The sequence below is a fragment of the Bacillus sp. ILBB4 genome, from assembly GCF_035064545.1.
Classification (GTDB): domain Bacteria; phylum Bacillota; class Bacilli; order Bacillales; family Bacillaceae_H; genus Priestia.
Genome location: NZ_JAIQVD010000002.1, coordinates 557968 through 575565, shown reverse-complemented (window position 1 = coordinate 575565; position 17598 = coordinate 557968). Strand labels below are relative to the sequence as shown.

The 17598-nt window shown below is 40.8% G+C and carries 15 protein-coding genes; 13 read left to right on the top strand and 2 right to left on the bottom strand.

What is annotated here, in order from left to right:
• Nucleotides 1-51: 51 nt before the first annotated feature.
• The 5 genes from LAV82_RS09160 to LAV82_RS09140 all read left to right on the top strand — a co-directional run bounded on the left by LAV82_RS09160 (nt 52) and on the right by LAV82_RS09140 (nt 6183).
• A complete protein-coding gene (locus LAV82_RS09160; protein WP_499715935.1) occupies nt 52-813 on the top strand; it encodes a tyrosine-protein phosphatase in 762 nt (253 codons plus the stop codon).
• Between the two features lie 139 nt (nt 814-952).
• Nucleotides 953-1690, top strand: a complete 738-nt coding sequence (locus LAV82_RS09155) for a CpsB/CapC family capsule biosynthesis tyrosine phosphatase (RefSeq protein ID WP_499715934.1) — start codon at nt 953-955, stop codon at nt 1688-1690.
• A gap of 279 nt (nt 1691-1969) precedes the next feature.
• Nucleotides 1970-2737, top strand: a complete 768-nt coding sequence (locus LAV82_RS09150) for a tyrosine-protein phosphatase (protein WP_499715933.1) — start codon at nt 1970-1972, stop codon at nt 2735-2737.
• Nucleotides 2738-2837: 100 nt separating this feature from the next.
• A complete protein-coding gene (locus LAV82_RS09145) occupies nt 2838-4559 on the top strand; it encodes a pyruvate oxidase (protein ID WP_499715932.1) in 1722 nt (573 codons plus the stop codon).
• 43 nt (nt 4560-4602) lie between these two features.
• A complete protein-coding gene (locus LAV82_RS09140; protein WP_499715931.1) occupies nt 4603-6183 on the top strand; it encodes an FMN-binding glutamate synthase family protein in 1581 nt (526 codons plus the stop codon).
• 23 nt (nt 6184-6206) lie between these two features.
• On the opposite strand, the gene LAV82_RS09135 is transcribed toward LAV82_RS09140, so the two are convergent.
• On the bottom strand, nt 6207-6833 hold the full coding sequence (locus LAV82_RS09135; protein WP_095379802.1) for a GntR family transcriptional regulator: 627 nt from the start codon (nt 6831-6833) through the stop codon (nt 6207-6209).
• Between the two features lie 293 nt (nt 6834-7126).
• Here LAV82_RS09135 and garR point away from each other — a divergent pair, with 293 nt between their 5' ends.
• The 4 genes from garR to LAV82_RS09115 all read left to right on the top strand — a co-directional run bounded on the left by garR (nt 7127) and on the right by LAV82_RS09115 (nt 11550).
• Nucleotides 7127-8029, top strand: coding sequence for a 2-hydroxy-3-oxopropionate reductase (gene garR, locus LAV82_RS09130; protein ID WP_211078234.1), 903 nt, complete (start codon nt 7127-7129; stop codon nt 8027-8029).
• The gene (locus tag LAV82_RS09125; protein WP_499715930.1) at nt 8026-9465 is read left to right on the top strand and encodes a four-carbon acid sugar kinase family protein; all 1440 of its coding nucleotides are present in this window, start codon (nt 8026-8028) and stop codon (nt 9463-9465) included. The genes garR and LAV82_RS09125 overlap by 4 nt, the downstream gene beginning before the upstream one ends.
• Nucleotides 9466-9571: 106 nt before the next feature.
• A complete protein-coding gene (locus LAV82_RS09120) occupies nt 9572-10930 on the top strand; it encodes a GntT/GntP/DsdX family permease (protein WP_013055857.1) in 1359 nt (452 codons plus the stop codon).
• 140 nt (nt 10931-11070) lie between these two features.
• Nucleotides 11071-11550: a competence protein ComK gene (locus tag LAV82_RS09115; RefSeq protein ID WP_499715929.1), complete on the top strand. Its 480-nt coding sequence runs from the start codon at nt 11071-11073 to the stop codon at nt 11548-11550.
• Between the two features lie 126 nt (nt 11551-11676).
• On the opposite strand, the gene LAV82_RS09110 is transcribed toward LAV82_RS09115, so the two are convergent.
• The gene (locus tag LAV82_RS09110; RefSeq protein WP_499715927.1) at nt 11677-12168 is read right to left on the bottom strand and encodes a sigma-70 family RNA polymerase sigma factor; all 492 of its coding nucleotides are present in this window, start codon (nt 12166-12168) and stop codon (nt 11677-11679) included.
• 449 nt (nt 12169-12617) lie between these two features.
• Here LAV82_RS09110 and LAV82_RS09105 point away from each other — a divergent pair, with 449 nt between their 5' ends.
• The 4 genes from LAV82_RS09105 to cobA all read left to right on the top strand — a co-directional run bounded on the left by LAV82_RS09105 (nt 12618) and on the right by cobA (nt 17574).
• Entirely contained in the window at nt 12618-13364 is a 747-nt protein-coding gene (locus tag LAV82_RS09105) for an SGNH/GDSL hydrolase family protein (protein ID WP_499715926.1), read from the top strand.
• A 608-nt stretch (nt 13365-13972) separates the two neighbouring features.
• Entirely contained in the window at nt 13973-16387 is a 2415-nt protein-coding gene (gene nirB / locus LAV82_RS09100) for a nitrite reductase large subunit NirB (protein WP_499715925.1), read from the top strand.
• A gap of 18 nt (nt 16388-16405) precedes the next feature.
• The gene (nirD, locus tag LAV82_RS09095) at nt 16406-16732 is read left to right on the top strand and encodes a nitrite reductase small subunit NirD (RefSeq protein WP_013055862.1); all 327 of its coding nucleotides are present in this window, start codon (nt 16406-16408) and stop codon (nt 16730-16732) included.
• Nucleotides 16733-16803: 71 nt separating this feature from the next.
• The gene (gene cobA, locus LAV82_RS09090; RefSeq protein WP_328125785.1) at nt 16804-17574 is read left to right on the top strand and encodes a uroporphyrinogen-III C-methyltransferase; all 771 of its coding nucleotides are present in this window, start codon (nt 16804-16806) and stop codon (nt 17572-17574) included.
• The last annotated feature ends 24 nt before the right edge of the window (nt 17575-17598 follow it).

The following is a 17598-nucleotide window of genomic DNA, read 5'->3' as shown; positions in this document are numbered from 1 at the left end:
GATAATACATATTAATTTATAATAAGCATAGTCATTAAAGGAGGAATCGCTGTGATAGATTTGTATACTAATATCTTGCCTAATTTAGAAGATGGTCCATGTGATGTTGATACTTTCTTAACAATGGCAAAATCGTTGGTTAATCAAGGTATAAAGAGTGTGGTTGTTGCGCCCACTTATAATGGACAAGAATTAGAGAAACAAAGTATTATGATGTATGTAGACACGGCAAATAAACAATTACAGCACGCTTTTATTCCTCTTATTATTCTTCCGGGGCAGAAGATAATGATACATGACCGTCTTATTCAAACATTTGAAAAGAATGTACACCTTCCAATTAATCATTCTACGAAATACATGTTTTTACAGCTTCCAAACGAGCACACGAATATCTTGAATGAACAGATTCTCTATGAGCTGCAGTTAAAAGGGATTATCCCTATTATTAATGAACCAGAACGTCATGCAATATTTCTCGAGAACCCTGATCAGCTTTATGAAATTGTAAAAAGAGGGGCTGTTGTTCAGTTATCATCAGATAGTATAATTGGTAAAAATGGTCGGAAAGAAAAAAAAGCTGCTTTAACTTTTATCGATAAAGGTCTAGCACATCTAATTGCTTCAGGTGTATGTGCGGATACTTATGAGAGTTATACTTTACCTAAAGCTTACGATAAGGTATCTAGACACTTTGGAACACAGGCACTTTATAAGTTCATCGAGAATGCAGATTATATAGTCGAGGGTAAGGCTATCTTTAAAGAACAACCAGAGCGGGTAAAGAAAGGGAAATTTCTAGGTATATTTTAATTCAAAAAAGCCTATTTGTTATAAATAGGCTTTTTGTTATGGTCCTAAAGGTTATTATTCAGATAAGACAAGTGTGCTAAAATAATGAATATAATGTTAGAATTTCCAGATAATTGTCTAAAAATAAGGAGAAGATTTTGTGATAGATATTTATACCCACATGTTACCAGGATTAGAAGGCAGCAAGCAGCAGTTTTTAGATGCTGCTAAATATTTAGTTAATCAAGGCGTGAAGGCAGTAGCGACCACTTTAGATAAAAAAACGAACCCTTCTCTTTCTCTCTATGTAAAAGAAGTGAATCAAATGTTAAAAGATAATAATATCCCTCTTAAAATCGTTGAAGGAACGGAAGTGATTGCAGACCGTGCATTCGCCGCATCGTACCACGGCCGTGAAGCTATGCTTGCTTCCAATGAACGATACATTCTCCTAACTGTTCCTGAGCAGGAAGAACCTGATTACCTTGAACAGTTGTTATATGAAATTCAGTTAAAAGAAATTGTTCCTATCATTAGCCAACCGGAATTCCATCCATACTTTTTAGAACATAAAAATGGATTATATAAATTCGTAAAAAAAGGTGCTATTGTACAATTATCATCAGATAGTATTATTGGCAAAAATGGCAAGCCTGCTAAAAAAGCTGCGATGCAGTTTCTTGAACATAATCTTGCTCATGTGATTGCCTCTGGTACAAGCTTGGATAACTACAAGCAGCATTCATTGCGTCAAGCTTACGATGTGATTGTAAAAGAAAAAGGAGCTGAGACAGCTCAGCTATTGATGCAAAACGCTGAATCTATATTTAATGGTCAAGGCGTTCAAACCCTACCGCCTGAACGCATCAAAAAAACAAAATTCCTAGGGATCTTTTAATATTTCCCTTTGTACCCTGATTAACATTCGTTTAATCGGGGTATTTGCATACAAAGACCTATTTCAGTCCCTTCTTTTCTCATTATTATTTGGAGTTATTTTACAAATTATGTTTGCGTTTTCACATAGAGTGATAGTAAAATATTGTTAGTTAAGTAGGTAACAGGAAAGTACGCGGTTTTCCGGGGTTCGTGGTGGTAAATGTCGAGAAGAATACATAGTTTCACAGTAGAAATCGTCGTAGAATAGAGCTATACAAAACGCAGGGAGGGAAATAAAGTGATTGATATTCATACGTACATATTGCCTAATATCGATAGCGGACCTGAGGAAGTAGACGGCTTTTTGAAGATGGCACGTTCGTTAGCAGATCAAGGCGTTCAATCCGTGGTCGCCACTCCGCTTTATGATAGCGATCAAGAGTTTATGAAACACCATTTATTTCTCTACGTAAATGCAGCCAATGAATTGCTTACGAATTCATATATTCCTCTTCAAGTATTACCAGGTCAGCTTGTCCCTTTATCGCCTCAGCTTCTGCGAAACTATGAGCGAAATCAGCTTCTTACACTTAATCACACCGATAAATATTTATTTCTTTCACTGCCTGACTATGATGTCTCACCTTATTTTGAAAAGATACTGTCTGATCTTCTAACAAAAGGCATTGTGCCTATTCTTCGTTCACCAGAATGTCACCCAATTTTCCGAGATTACCCTGAGCGTTTGTATGAGCTTGTTAAAAAAGGCGTACTCGTTCAGCTAAGCGCCGCTAGTATTCTCGGTTTAAACGGAAAAAAAGAAAGAAAAGCGGCATTTACGTTTATTAAATACCGCTTAGCCCATGTGATTGCCTCTGGCGTTCATGCTCGCAATTACCACGACTATTCACTTTCAAAAGCGTATGATTACATTTCCGATATGTACGGTGCTTCAGAACTTTATTTTTTTATTGAAAATGCAGAAGCGATTATCGACGGCCGTCCGGTTCATCAATTGGAGCCTGAGCCGATGAAAAAATTTAGTTTATTTAAATTATTCAGCTGAAAACAAGGGACTTTTCCATAAAAACGGGAAAGTCCCTTGTTTTGTCTTTCTTTCATTGTGGTATGGAATAGAAACAACGTTAAAGAAAGGAAGGCTGAATATGATAAAAACTACGGCTGGAAAAGCAGCCATGTCTGTATTAAAAGAATGGAATATTGATCACATTTTCGGTATGCCGGGAGATTCAATCAATCATTTTATGGATAACTTGCGCAGTGAAAAAGACGAAATTGAATTTATTCAAGTCCGCCACGAGGAAGTAGGTGCACTTGCGGCATCTTCTTACGCAAAAATCACGGGCAAAATCGGTGTGTGTCTGTCGATTGGAGGACCGGGTGCGATTCATTTGCTAAACGGCTTATATGATGCGAAAGCAGACGGAGCACCGGTGTTAGTATTAGCCGGACAGGTGCCACGTGCGAAGCTTGGCAACGAGTCGTTTCAAGAAGTGAACTTAGAACGTGTTTTTGATGATGTGTCGGTGTTTAATCACCGAGTAGACTCGCCTGAATCGTTTCCGCATTTGCTGCAGCAAGCGATTCGAACAGCTTATGCTAAAAAAGGTGTCGCTGTCTTAGTTATTCCAGATGATATTCCGTCTTCAACAATTAAAATTGATTCAAAAACGCCAATTGCTAATGTATCAAAATCGATTTCTCAAAGTGACCCAGAAGATATAGCTAAAGCGCTTTTAGCGATTAAATATGCAAAAAAACCGGTTATTTTAGCAGGAACAGGTGCAAAGCACGCGAAGCTTGAATTGGCGCAGTTTGCGGAAAAAATTGCGGCTCCGGTTATTTTTACGCTTCCCGCTAAAGGAATACTGCCTGACCGTCACCCTTATAATCTAGGACAGCTCGGCCAGCTCGGGACGAAGCCTGCGTATGAAGCGATGGAAGAAACCGATTTGCTAATTATGGTTGGGACTTCGTATCCATACCGTGAGTTTTTACCAGATGGAGCCGAAGCAATCCAGCTGGACTCAGATGCCACACAAATTGGCAGACGCTATCCTGTATCAATCGGATTAGTCGGTGACTCTAAAACGACGCTGTCACAGCTTACGCATAATTTAGATTATCAAGAAAACCGCCGGTTCCTAGAAGAATGTCAAGTTAATATGGAAAACTGGTGGAAACACGTAGAAAAAGAAGAAAATGAAGTGAGTACGCCAATCAAGCCGCAGCAAGTCATTCCTAAGCTTCAAAAAATCGTTGATGATGATGCGATTGTATCTGTTGATGTTGGGAACGTGACGGTATGGATGGCAAGACATTTCCGCATGACAAATCAAAAATTTGTGGTTTCCAGCTGGCTGGCAACGATGGGCTGCGGACTTCCGGCAGCCATTGCAGGAAAGCTTGCTCATCCTGAAAAACAATCAGTAGCCGTATGCGGTGACGGAGGCTTTACGATGGTCATGCAAGACTTTGTAACGGCTGTGAAGTACAAGCTGCCGATTGTTGTCGTCGTCCTTAATAACAGTGAAATCGGGATGATTAAATATGAACAAGCGCTTCAAGGTCACTTGGATTATCAAACGCAGCTTGGTGAAATGAACTTTGCGAAGTTCGCTGAGTCGTGCGGAGGGATTGGCTATCGCGTTGAAAAACACGAGGAGCTCGAAACAGCATTTGAAAAAGCAGCGCTTGCGAATGTCCCTGTTGTCATCGATGTGGTTGTCGCGGATGAACCGCCGCTTCCAGGCAAAATTTCATTCGGACAAGCAGCCAATTATTCAAAACATATCATGAAAAAATTCTTTAAAGAACATGAGCTCGAAATGCCGCCGCTTCGTAAAGGACTAAGCAGAATGCTTTAATCAGTGACTCTCCGCATAGGAGAGTCTTTTTAGGAGGGATATCATGGGAGCGTTTGAAATCATTTTACTTATTTTTGGCGCGGTAATGATGCTTGTGATTGTAGTGCCGGTTATTATCGCTATTATTCTTTGGATGAAAGATGAAAAACAAGAAGAGCATTCGGTTTTGAGAAACTATCCGCTGCTCGGGAAGATGCGCTATATTTTTGAGAAAATGGGGCCTGAACTGCGTCAGTATTTATTTTTAAATAATAACGAAGGCAAGCCGTTTTCTAGAAATCAATATGAACAAACCGTTAAATCAGGTAAATATTTGAATCGAATGATGGGGTTTGGCTCAGAGCGTGATTTTAATGAACCGGGATATTATATTCGAAACGCGGTGTTTCCAAAGCAGCGCGACGAAATGAAAGCGGATAATACGCAAAAAATCAAAACAAAAGTATATAAAATGGACGCGGATAACTTATTCAGCCGAAGAGAGCACCGAGAAGAAAAAGAAGCGGATCCATTTTATTTGCGAGATGAAGATGCGATCGTTATAGGGCCTTCATGCAAAAAGCCGTTTGTTGTAAAAGGATTAATCGGTCAATCAGCCATGAGCTTTGGAGCGCTTGGTGACCACGCGATTACCGCTTTATCACTAGGATTAGGACGAGCAGGCGGCACGTGGATGAACACGGGAGAAGGCGGACTGTCACCGTATCATTTAAAAGGAAACGTTGATATCATTTTTCAGATTGGTCCAGGGCTTTTTGGCGTTCGGACAAAAGAAGGCGAATTTTCATGGGAAGAGTTTAAAAAGAAAAGTGAAATGAAGCAAATCAAAGCGTTTGAAATCAAGCTTGCCCAAGGAGCTAAAACGCGAGGCGGTCACGTGGATGGTTCAAAAGTAACGGAAGAAATCGCAAAAATCCGCAACTTGAAGCCAGGAGAATCGGTAGACAGTCCAAACCGTTTCAAAGAGTTCGCATCGTATCCTGAAATGTTTCAGTTTATTGAAAAGCTTCGAGATGTGGGCGGCAAGCCAGTAGGCATTAAAATGGTTGTCGGAAACACAAATGATCTTGAAGAAATGGCGGCGTATATGAAAGAGACGGGAAGCGGTCCTGATTTTATTACGATCGACGGAGCAGAAGGAGGAACAGGCGCATCGTTTCAAGAATTAGCAGACGGAGCGGGCGTACCTCTGTTTTCAGGACTTCCTTTTGTGGATGAACTGCTTAAAAAGTATGGCGTTCGTGATGAAGTGAAGCTTTTTGCATCGGGCAAGCTGTTAACAGCTGATAAAGTTGCAACGGCTTTATCGCTGGGTGCCGACTGCGTTAATATTGCCAGAGGCTTTATGTTTTCTGTTGGCTGTATTCAAGCGCAGGTTTGTCACAATAACCGTTGTCCAGTAGGCGTAGCCACAACAGATCCAAAGCTGCAAAAAGCGCTTATTATTGAAGAAAAATCATACCGCGTGTGCAACTACGTGCTGTCATTACGTGAAGGGTTGTTTAATTTAGCCGCAGCAGCCGGTATTGATTCGCCAACGAAGTTTTCAAAAAAACACGTGGTGTTCAACAACAGCAGCGGACAGTTAGCTGATATTTCTGTAAAAGAAAAGATGTACGTATAAAAAGCTGCCAATCGGCAGCTTTTTTATTGTCTTCGCTGAAGCAAGTGCAGGCAAAACTCTAAGTCTTTTTGAAGGTGCTCTTGCATTAATGCTTCCGCTTTTTCAGCATTGCGTTCTTTAATAGCGTTATAAATGTCTTCGTGTTCGTCGATTAAAAACGGGCGGTTGTAAAATACCACGGTATGACGGAATAAGTAAATGATCGACTGCATGCGGTCGATGATATTAATCATGACGTCATTGTTGCTTGCGTTCACAATAATAGCGTGGAAACGTTCATTTGCGCTCATAATGTCTTCAAACGAGCCGTTTCTTCCGATGTCTACGCATTCCTTTAACTCTTCTAATTCGTTATCAGATAAAAAAGTTGCAGCAGCTTTAGAAGCTGAGCCTTCTAGCAGCATTCGCACTTCAAACAAGTTGCGTAGATCTTTTTCTGTCGGCGACACCACTTTTTTTCGAACAATCAGTCCTTCATATTCTAAGCGTCTAATGGAATCACGAATCGGCGTTCGGCTGAATCCAAGCTCGCTCGCTAATTTTTCTTCGACGATTTTTGTACCGCCTTCAAGCTCACCATTTAAAATTTTATCTCGAATCATCTCATAAGAAGGGTGATGAGACGAACGAGAACCTTGATTTCTTAACATACTCTGCTTCACCTCTAGCATTCGACACGAGGAAATCTCGTCTCTTTCTCTCTTTAGTTTTTATCATTTTGTACGCGTATACCCAAATCATACTATAACTTGCGAAAAGGTGGGACGGAAAGTTTCGCTTTTGGAAATAAATTTCATTTAAAAAAAGGCTAGACAAATAAATAGAATGCGAATATGATGAGTGTATACAAAATTATCAGAAATGTATACAAAAAATATTTTAACGTATACATTCTTTTTTAAAACGTATTTGAAAACGTATACAACAAGGGGAGGAAACGAAAATGACAAAACGCGTTGGATTTATTGGACTTGGAATTATGGGAAAACCGATGACGCTCAATTTATTAAAAGCAGGCTTTGAGGTAACGGTTTACGATATTAATAAAGCAGCAGTAGAAGAAGTAAAAGCAGCAGGAGGATTTGGAGCAGAAAGCCTTGCTGAAGTTGCAGTGAACAGCGACGTGATGATCACGATGCTTCCGGCTTCACATCATGTAAAAAGCGTGGTTCTTGGAGAAGAAGGGTTAATTCATAGCGCCAAAGAAGGAAGCGTTATCATCGATATGAGTTCCATTTCACCGGTAGCATCAAAAGAAATTGCGGCTGAACTTGCACAAAAAGGAATTCACATGCTAGACGCTCCGGTTAGCGGAGGAGAGCCAAAAGCAATTGACGGCACGCTTGCAATTATGGTCGGAGGAAATGAGCACATCTTTGAAAGCGTTTCACCTATTCTTCATGCGATGGGAGCAGAAATAACGCTTGTTGGAGAAAACGGAAGCGGCGTAACGGCGAAGCTTGCGAACCAAGTAATTGTAAACTTAAACATTGCAGCGATGTCTGAAGCGCTTGTACTAGCAGCCAAAGCAGGCATTGACGTGGAAAAAATGTATCAAGCAATTCGCGGCGGGTTAGCAGGAAGCGCTGTATTAGATGCAAAAGTGCCGCTTATTTTAGACCGTAACTTTGTAGCAGGCGGACGTATTGATATTAACTTAAAAGATATGACAAACGTGATGGAAACGGCTCATGATATTGGCGTACCGCTTCCGCTTTCAAGTCAGCTTGTGGAAATTTTCCACGCGTTAAAAGTAGACGGAAAAGCAAGTGATGATCACGGCGGAATTGTACAGTACTATGAAAAATTAGCAAACGTTGAAGTGAAAAAGAAGGTGGAAGCATGATTAAACAAGATGAGAAACGTCTTGTAAGCGACGTGTTTAAAAACATTCCAGCAGTCGATGAAGCACTTGTACAAAAAATGCTCGACGAAGAGCTGCTGACGTTTAACCAAAAAATCATTGTGCTAGATGATGATCCAACTGGTGTTCAAACGGTTAACGGCATTTCCGTGTATACAGACTGGAGCAAAGACAGCATCAAGCAAGGGTTTTTAGAAGAAAATTCCATGTTTTTTATTCTAACAAATTCACGTGGATTTACCGCTTCTGAAACGGAAAAAGCCCACGCGGACATTGCCGCTGTTATTACAGAGGTAGCGGCTGAAGTAAATAAAGAGTTTTTAATTATCAGCAGAGGTGATTCCACTCTTCGCGGTCACTACCCGTTAGAAACAGAAGTGTTAAAGAAAACGGTTGAACAGCACTCCAATCAAGTGCTCGACGGCGAAGTGATTTTTCCTTTCTTTAAAGAAGGCGGACGATTTACGATTGATAACATTCACTACGTGCAGGATGAAGACTACTTAGTGCCGGCAGGAGAAACGGAGTTTGCAAAAGACCGTACGTTTGGCTACAGTAAATCTCATTTAGGCGAATGGGTAGAAGAAAAGTCAGAAGGGAAATTCAAAGCAAGTCATACGACATATATTTCGCTCGGGAGCATTCGTGCACTTGATTTAGTGACGATCACAAATCAGTTAATAGAAGTGAAAGACTTTAACAAAGTAATCGTGAATGCAGTGGATTATGTAGACGTGAAAGTTGTGACGATTGCGTTTCTTCGCGCGATGAAGCTTGGGAAGCACTTTATGTATCGAAGCGCTGCGGCTCTAACAAAAGTGATGGGCGGCGTGAGCGACAAAGACCTGTTAACAAAAGAAGAGCTCATTAAAGAAAAGTCGTCAAACGGCGGATTAATTATGGTTGGTTCGCATGTTAAAAAAACAACAGAGCAGTTAGAAGAATTAAAGAAATGCAGCTTCATTGAATTTATTGAATTTGATTGTCATCTTGTCTTAGAACCTGAAAAGTTTGAAGCAGAAGTGAATCGTATTATCAATGAAGCAGAGAAGCTTATTTCTAAAGGTCAAACGGTAGCTGTGTATACAAGACGCGAGCGCTTAGATCTTGGCGAAGGCAAAAAAGAAGAAGAGCTTAAATTATCGGTAAAAATTTCAGATGCGGTTACAAGCATTGTTCGCCGCTTAAACGTTCGTCCAAACTTTATCGTCGCAAAAGGCGGCATTACGTCAAGTGATATTGGCGTAAACGGCTTATCCGTAAAGCGTGCGACGGTTGCTGGACAAATCAAGCCGGGCATTCCGGTATGGGTAACGGGAGAGGAAAGCAAGTTTCCGGGCATTGCGTACATCATTTTCCCTGGAAATGTCGGAGCCAAAACAACGCTTCGTGAAACGGTTGAGTTATTAAGTAAATAAGCAGAAGTGAACGTACGAGGTGCGTTCACTTTAGAAATTATTTGAAAGCGTATACATTATTTGGATGTACGTACATGAAAAATGGTCACACTAAGGGGATGAACATATGAATTCAGTATTCGGATTAAGTCATGAAGCAAGTCTTTTGCTGTATGCGATTGTATCGATTGTTGGACTTATCTTTTTAATTGCCAAATTTAAAACAAATCCGTTCGTAGCGCTAATTGTTGCGGCTTTGTTTATGGGTCTTATTTCAGGAATGAAGCTGCCTGATATCGTAACGGCTTTCCAAGAAGGAGTAGCGAGCGTCTTAGGATTTATCGCGATTGTTCTTGGTCTTGGAACGATGTTAGGTAAAATGATGGCAGAGTCAGGCGGAGCCGAGCGTATTGCCCGCACGTTAATTAAAGTATTCGGTGAAAAGAACGTACACTGGGCAATGATGGTTGTAGCCGTTATTTGCGGTATCCCGGTCTTTTTCCAAGTTGGTGTTGTGTTATTAATTCCGCTTGTGTTTGTAATTGCTAAGCATACGGGTACGTCACTTATTAAAATTGGTTTATCATTAATTGCAGGTTTAGCAGTTGTTCACAGTTTAGTGCCTCCGCATCCGGCAGCGATGCTAGCGGTGGATATCTTTAAAGCAGATTTAGGTAAAACGATTTTGTATTCATTAGTTGTGGCATTTCCAGCTGCAGCCGTGGCAGGTCCCATTTACGGATCGTTCATTTCACGCCGTGTTCACGTCGAGCCAACGGGTGAAATTATGGAGCAGTTCACAGAGTCGAAGCATAAAGATCTTCCTGGCTTCGGCATTACGTTATTTACAATTTTACTACCGGTACTATTAATGCTTTTAGCAACGATCACTGGGTTTGTTTATCCAGAAACAAGTACGATTCGCTACGTAACAAACTTTATCGGAAGTCCAATTGTTGCGCTGTTAATTTCGCTAGTGTTTGCTTTTTATTCTTTCGGCTTTGCAAGAGGGTACAACAAAGATGATTTATTAAAATTCACAAACGAATGTCTTGGACCCGTTGCTTCGATCATTTTAATCATCGGTGCAGGCGGCGGTTTTAATAAAATTTTAACAGCAAGCGGTGTAGGTGACGCGATTGCAGGATTTGCTCAAGATGCACATCTTTCTCCTATCGTGCTAGCGTTTGTGATTGCAGGGTTAATTCGTGCAGCAGTTGGTTCAGCGACAGTAGCAATGACAACAGCAGCAGGTATTGTAGCACCGATTGCAGCAACCATGCCAAACGTAAGCCCAGAGCTGCTAGTACTAGCAACAGGCGCAGGTTCTGTGATGCTATCACACGTAAATGATTCTGGCTTCTGGTTAATCAAAGAATTCTTCAATATGTCAGTGGCTCAAACGTTAAAAACGTGGACAGTGATGGAAACGATTCTATCGTTTGCGGCGTTTGCAATGGTTCTTATTTTAGACATTTTTATTTAAAAGAAAAGCGCTGATTTCAGCGCTTTTTTCTTTGGATACGAAATATATTCAAAATATTTCAAATAATGAGAAAAAAAGACTAGATTTTCCCCTTTTCGATAGTATAGAATAGTTATAAAGTAGCAAAAGGGGGTAGATGTATGAAAAATGTTGAAAATTATCAAATTGGTTTGACGACAAAAGCATTAATTCCAGTGAATGATCCTATTCACCGCACAAAGGTGCTGGATGCAGCAGGAGAATACATGCTAAGCAAGACGTGTAAGCAATTATTAGAAGAAGCGTGTATTCGAGAATTAAGTACGTTTAAGGGATCGATTGCCGCCGTTCGAAAAATGTTTCCGTACAAACAGCTTACGCCGCTTGTTATTAATCGTTCACAAGCCATCATTGCGTTTCCGACATCTTCGCCAAATGACTATGGCTGCGCCTGGATTTTTGCCTCTCATGTTCATACTTCACACACGCTTGCTACAGTTGATCCAACCTCCATGCTAATTCACTTCAAAGACGGAACGTTCATTCCAGTGAAGCTTTCTTATTATAGTTTAGAAAAAAAGCTGGCCAGAGCGGCTGTTATTCGCAATTATTGTTTAGAAAGTCCGGTTGTCTTGGCATAATGCGTTCGATTTATTGAACAAACTTGTCCTACATATGAACAATCGTTTGGACTACACATATGAACAATCGTTTGGACTACCCATATGAACGAAAGGAGGAAGCTTATCATAAGCTTCCTCCTTTTCTTACTCCCTAAGAAGTGAGGGCTTTAGCTTTTTACGAGCTGCTTTTCCCCAGTTTTTAACGGCTCCCGTGGAGACTCCGTATTTACAGGCAATATCTTTATACGAGTAGCCTTCTAGCAGATGTTCGATTACATAGATTTTTTCTCTTCCCGTTAAGTGTTCGATATGCTGCTTGATGATTTCACTTTCTAGAGGAACGGGTAGAGCGGAATCTTCGTTTAGTGAAAGCAGGTTCTGCTCAGCCGGTGTTTCACGTTCTTCATATAAAATGGTGCCTTTTAAATGAGAAAGAATCGTACCGCGCACGGTTGTGTAAGCATAAGCAGAAAAAGATCCTTTGCTTTCGTCAAATTTTTGATATGCTCTCCATAAACCAATCAACGCAATTTGATAATATTCGTCGTAGTCTTTGTAAATATGAAGTTTTTTAATCATCGACACAATTAATGGATGAAAAGATGAAGCGATTTGATCAAACGAGCTTTTTTGCATGCAGCATTCCTTTTTCAAAAACGCGTTTTTGCTGTATTCCGCCGGTATCTCTACTGTACAAGGGGAAGATCACATGTGCGAATGAACGTACATTATGTTTTCTTTTTAAGAAACGTGACGTAATTTCCCCGGAAACTTCACGTTTCGCTAGGAAATATGCGAAGTATACGTGTATTTGTAGAGATTTTACGTACGAAAGGTCACCCATTCCAAATTCTACTAATCTATACTATTTATATATCTATTATCGATGTAGCAGCTCTACCATCAGGGAAGAGCGGTGATGGTAGAGTTGCTAGACCTATCCGGATGAGACCCTCCTTGCGGGCTGGTCTCATCCGGATAGGTGAACCTTTGAGGGTATATTCGCAGGAGCGACTAATTTTGAGTTCTTCTTTACGAAAGCAAGTTGCTGAGATTGTAAGAAGAACTTGTAAAGGGGAGATTGTATGAAGGCGATGGTTGGGGTAAATGTGGCGGCGGCTGTTTTGTGCGGGGCTGTGATGTATGCAGGGACGCAGCACTGGCAAGAGCAAACGGAAGCGCAGGCAAGTGAAGTAAGAACTGCTGTTGTACATAAAGAAAAAAAGTTTTCTGATGTATCTGCTTATACAAAAAATCTTCCAGACTTTATTACAAAGCAAATCCAGTCATCTATCGCAAACAAAAAACCTCTGACTCTTGTAATTGCCACGTCTGCGAAGGAAGCAGGGTGGCCTCAGCAATTAAAAAAAGAGCTAGCAGCTACATATGGAAGTGATGTATTTACAGTTAAAACACTTTCATACGGCAGCCAGACAACGGATGAGCTTTTATCCTCACATATTGCAGATCAAATTGATCAACTTCAACCAAACATTATTCTGTTTGAAGCACCTCTTAAAAATGACTATCAGCACCTTACGCTAGATGAGACGCTTGAAAATACAGACAAGCTGATTCATCAGCTCAAAGACTTGAAAAAAACGCTTATGATTCAGCCGTCACAGCCATATATTTCACAAACGGAGTCCTATGAAGAAGGAGTAGAAGCGATTAGGGGAGTTTCTGAAGCAAACTGGGTGTATTATATGAACCACTCACTCGTTTGGCCGTTTCATTTAGGAGAGTATATAAATAAAGACAGCGGCAATTTAACGAAAAAAGGAAATGAAGTGTGGGGAGAGTACGTTGTGAATTGGTTTACAGGAAAATAAAAAGACAAGCCCTATTTCAAAAGGAATAGGGCTTGTTTTCTATAATTTTATTAGATTATGATTTTTCCTCGTTTTATAGTAGTAGCTTTTTGTATCTCTACACTTATAAAGCTTAAAGCCAAAGATCTCTAAAGGAGTCCAAAGTTTTTTAATGTTTACGAGTGGCATTCTAATTCTCCGTTCTGTTCTTTATAAAGGTCTATATATTCATTATAAAGAATATAGGAGTAATAGTAAATACTATAAAGAACGGTTTGTTTTAAAAATTCTTTATAAAGAACTTTCGAGATTTTTATTTTTGGCTTATCAACATTTAGTAGTGATTTTTATCATAGCTCAGGTTATTTATTCTTGCTAAATTAATGTTGTGAAAAATATCACAAAATAAAATGCAAAGGATGATCCAAATTAAAACGTAATTAGACCACTTATTTTTTTTGCTTGCTGTTAAAGCAATGGAATCGCATACATACCATAACTGTGTTAGATAATCTAACACATAAGTTGAACGATTCAGAAAATTCATATATCTTAAGTATATCTTTAAAGATGTATAGAAAATATATCTTTGAAACAAGCAGGTATAGACGCCAGGGGAGGAATGGAAGATGCAAAAAAAGAAACTCGTATTGATTGGAAATGGGATGGCTGGAGTTCGAGCGATTGAAGAAGTATTGATGGTTTCAAGCGAAGCGTTTGAAATTACGATTTTCGGAAGCGAGCCGCATCCGAACTATAATCGTATTTTACTATCAAAAGTGCTGCAAGGAGATACGAATGTTGAAGACATTACGCTAAACGATTGGAACTGGTATCAAGAAAACAATATTACATTATATACGGGCGAAACGGTTACTAGTATCGATTCCATAAAAAAAGAAGTAGCGACAAACAGCGGCAGAGTAGAATCGTATGATGAATTAATTTTAGCAACGGGCTCTCTTCCTTTTATTCTTCCAATTCCGGGATCAGATAAAAAAGGAGTTACGGCTTTTCGAGATATAAAAGACACGGATGAAATGGTGCAGGCATCTCAGCAGTATAAAAAAGCAGCGGTTATTGGAGGCGGGCTGCTTGGATTAGAAGCAGCGCGCGGACTGTTAAATCTAGGGATGGACGTATCTGTGATTCATTTAGCTCCGTATTTAATGGAACGTCAGCTCGATCCAACAGCCGGCAAATTGCTTCAAAACGAATTAGAAAAACAAGGCATGAAGTTTTTGCTTGAAAAACAAACGGCGGAAATCGTCGGCGATGAACGAGTTGAAGGGCTATCTTTCAAAGACGGTACGTTTTTAGAAGCTGATTTAGTAGTGATGGCGGTCGGAATTAAACCAAATGTTCAGCTTGCAAAAGAAGCGGGACTTAACGTAAACCGAGGAATTGTCGTGAATGACTATATGCAAACGGATATTCCAAACATCTACGCGGTTGGAGAATGTGCAGAGCATAGAGGAATGGTATACGGACTGGTGGCACCTCTGTATGAACAAGGAAAAGCATTAGCAAAAGCGATTTGCGGGGCAGAAAAAGTACCTTATGAAGGATCGGTTTTATCCACCCAGCTAAAAGTATCAGGTGTTGAAGTGTTCTCAGCAGGAGACTTCACGGAAGATGAAGAGAAAAAAGCGATCAAAGTGTTCGATGAACAAGACGGCATTTATAAAAAGCTTGTTCTGCGAGGCAATCAAATCGTCGGAGCCGTTCTTTTTGGAGACAGCAGCGACGGAAATCGACTGTTTTCAATGATACAAAAGCAAGAAGATGTATCCGATGTCGCAAAAGTGTCGATTTTACAGCCGTCTGGCGGTAACGCGGGTGAAAGCTTAGTAGCAAGCATGAGCGCGGATGATATTATTTGCGGCTGTAACGGCGTAACAAAAGGTACGATTGTGGAAGCTATTCAAAAGCAAGGATGCTTATCGGTTGATGAAATTAAAGCTTGTACAAGTGCCTCTCGCTCCTGCGGAGGATGTAAGCCGCTTGTAGCGGAAGTGCTTCAGCATACTCTTGGCGCTGATTTTGACGCGGCGGTTCAAAAAGAAGCGATTTGCGGCTGTACGACGCTGTCACGAGATGAAGTTGTCGAAGAAATCAAAGCAAAAGGACTTTCGCATACGCGTGAAGTTATGAATGTACTTGGGTGGAATAATGAAGAAGGCTGTTCGAAATGCCGTCCGGCGCTGAACTATTATTTAGGCATGGTGAATCCGACCGGATACCTTGATGAACGCGAATCACGATTTGTGAATGAACGCATGCACGCAAATATTCAAAAAGACGGCACGTATTCTGTTGTTCCTCGCATGTACGGAGGCGTCACAAATGCAGAAGATTTACGGAAAATTGCAGATGTTGTTGATAAATATGAAATTCCGCTCGTAAAAGTGACGGGTGGTCAGCGTCTTGATTTGTTTGGTGTAAAAAAAGAAGATTTGCCTAGCGTATGGGAAGAGTTAGATATGCCTTCTGGCTATGCGTACGGCAAGTCGCTGCGGACGGTGAAAACATGCGTGGGCGAACAGTTTTGCCGTTTTGGCACGCAGGATTCAATGGGCGTTGGCATTGCGCTTGAGAAAAAATTTGAAGGATTATGGACGCCTCATAAAGTAAAAATGGCTGTATCCGCTTGTCCGAGAAGCTGTGCTGAGTCAAGTATTAAAGATATTGGCTTTATTGGAATTGACGGCGGCTGGGAAATTTACGTGGGCGGAAATGGAGGTACGCATCTACGCGGCGGAGATTTGTTGTATAAAGTAAAAACAGATGAAGAATTGATGGACATTACAGGAGCTTATTTGCAGTATTACCGAGAAACGGCTAATTATTTAGAGCGTACGTCTGCATGGATTGAGCGCATGGGACTTTCGCACATCCAGTCCGTGCTTGATGACGCTGAAACGAGAAGAGAGCTGAATATGCGTATGGACGAAGCGTTATCTACGTACCGTGATCCTTGGAAAGAAATCGTCGAAAGTAAAAAGACAAAAAAAGAGCTGTTTGAAACAGTTGTCACATCATAAAGCTGGGGGGAAATAAAGATGGTGAATAAAAACATTACAAAAGTATGCGTAGGGTCGATTCATGATTTTCCGGTAAGCCTAGGTAAAACAGTGAAAGTAAACGGAAAAGAAATTGCAGTGTTTAAGCTATCAAGCGGAAAAATACGGGCAATTGAAAATCGCTGTCCGCATAAAGGCGGGGTGCTCAGTGAAGGAATCGTGAGCGGCGACTCGGTGTTCTGTCCGATGCACGACTGGAAAATTTGCTTGCATGATGGCAACGTGCAAGAGCCTGACAGCGGATGTGTAGACACGTACGAAGCGTCTGTTGAAGGAGATTTACTGTATCTTTTAATTGAAGAATAAGTACCATGGCGCGTTGATTTTCAACGCGCCATAAAAATTCAAGGGGACACATTAAAAGGAGCGAAGCAAAAATGAGAACAGGAAAAGTGTACATTGTAGGAGCCGGACCAGGAGATCCAGATTTACTAACGATAAAAGCAGCCAAATGTTTAGAAAAAGCAGATGTTATTTTATATGACCGATTAGTGAACCCTGTTCTTCTTCAGTATGCAAAAGAAGGAGCCGAACTCGTCTACTGCGGGAAAAAGCCTGGTGATCACTGCGTTTCTCAAGAAGATATTCATGATTTGCTTGTATTCCACGCAAGAAAAGGAAATACCGTCGTCCGGTTAAAAGGCGGAGATCCGTTTATTTTCGGAAGAGGCGGTGAAGAAGCAGAAGTCCTTGTTCAGCATAGAATTCCATTTGAAATCGTTCCGGGTATTACAGCGGGAATTGCGGCGCCGGCGTATGCTGGAATTCCTGTCACGCATCGTGAGCTGAGCCGTTCGTTTGCCGTTGTGACGGGACACTGTCTGAGCGGCAAGCCGGAAAGTATTCGCTGGGAGCATTTAGCAAAAGGAGTTGATACGCTTGCGATTTATATGGGCGTTAAAAATTTACCGTATATTTGCCGTCAGCTTTTAGATGCTGGAAAAAGCGCGGATACGCCGGTCGCTCTTATTGAACAAGGCACATCGGTTTATCAGCGCACGGTTACAGGTACGCTTGGCGCTATCGTAGAAACGGCTGCTGAGCAGCAAGTCAGCAATCCCGCGATGATTGTGATTGGTAAAGTGGTTAAGCAAGCTTCTGCTCTTTCTTGGTTTTTGGAAAAAACAGAAGAAAAAGTATGCGTCTAAGATGAATAAAAGGAGGAAACACTT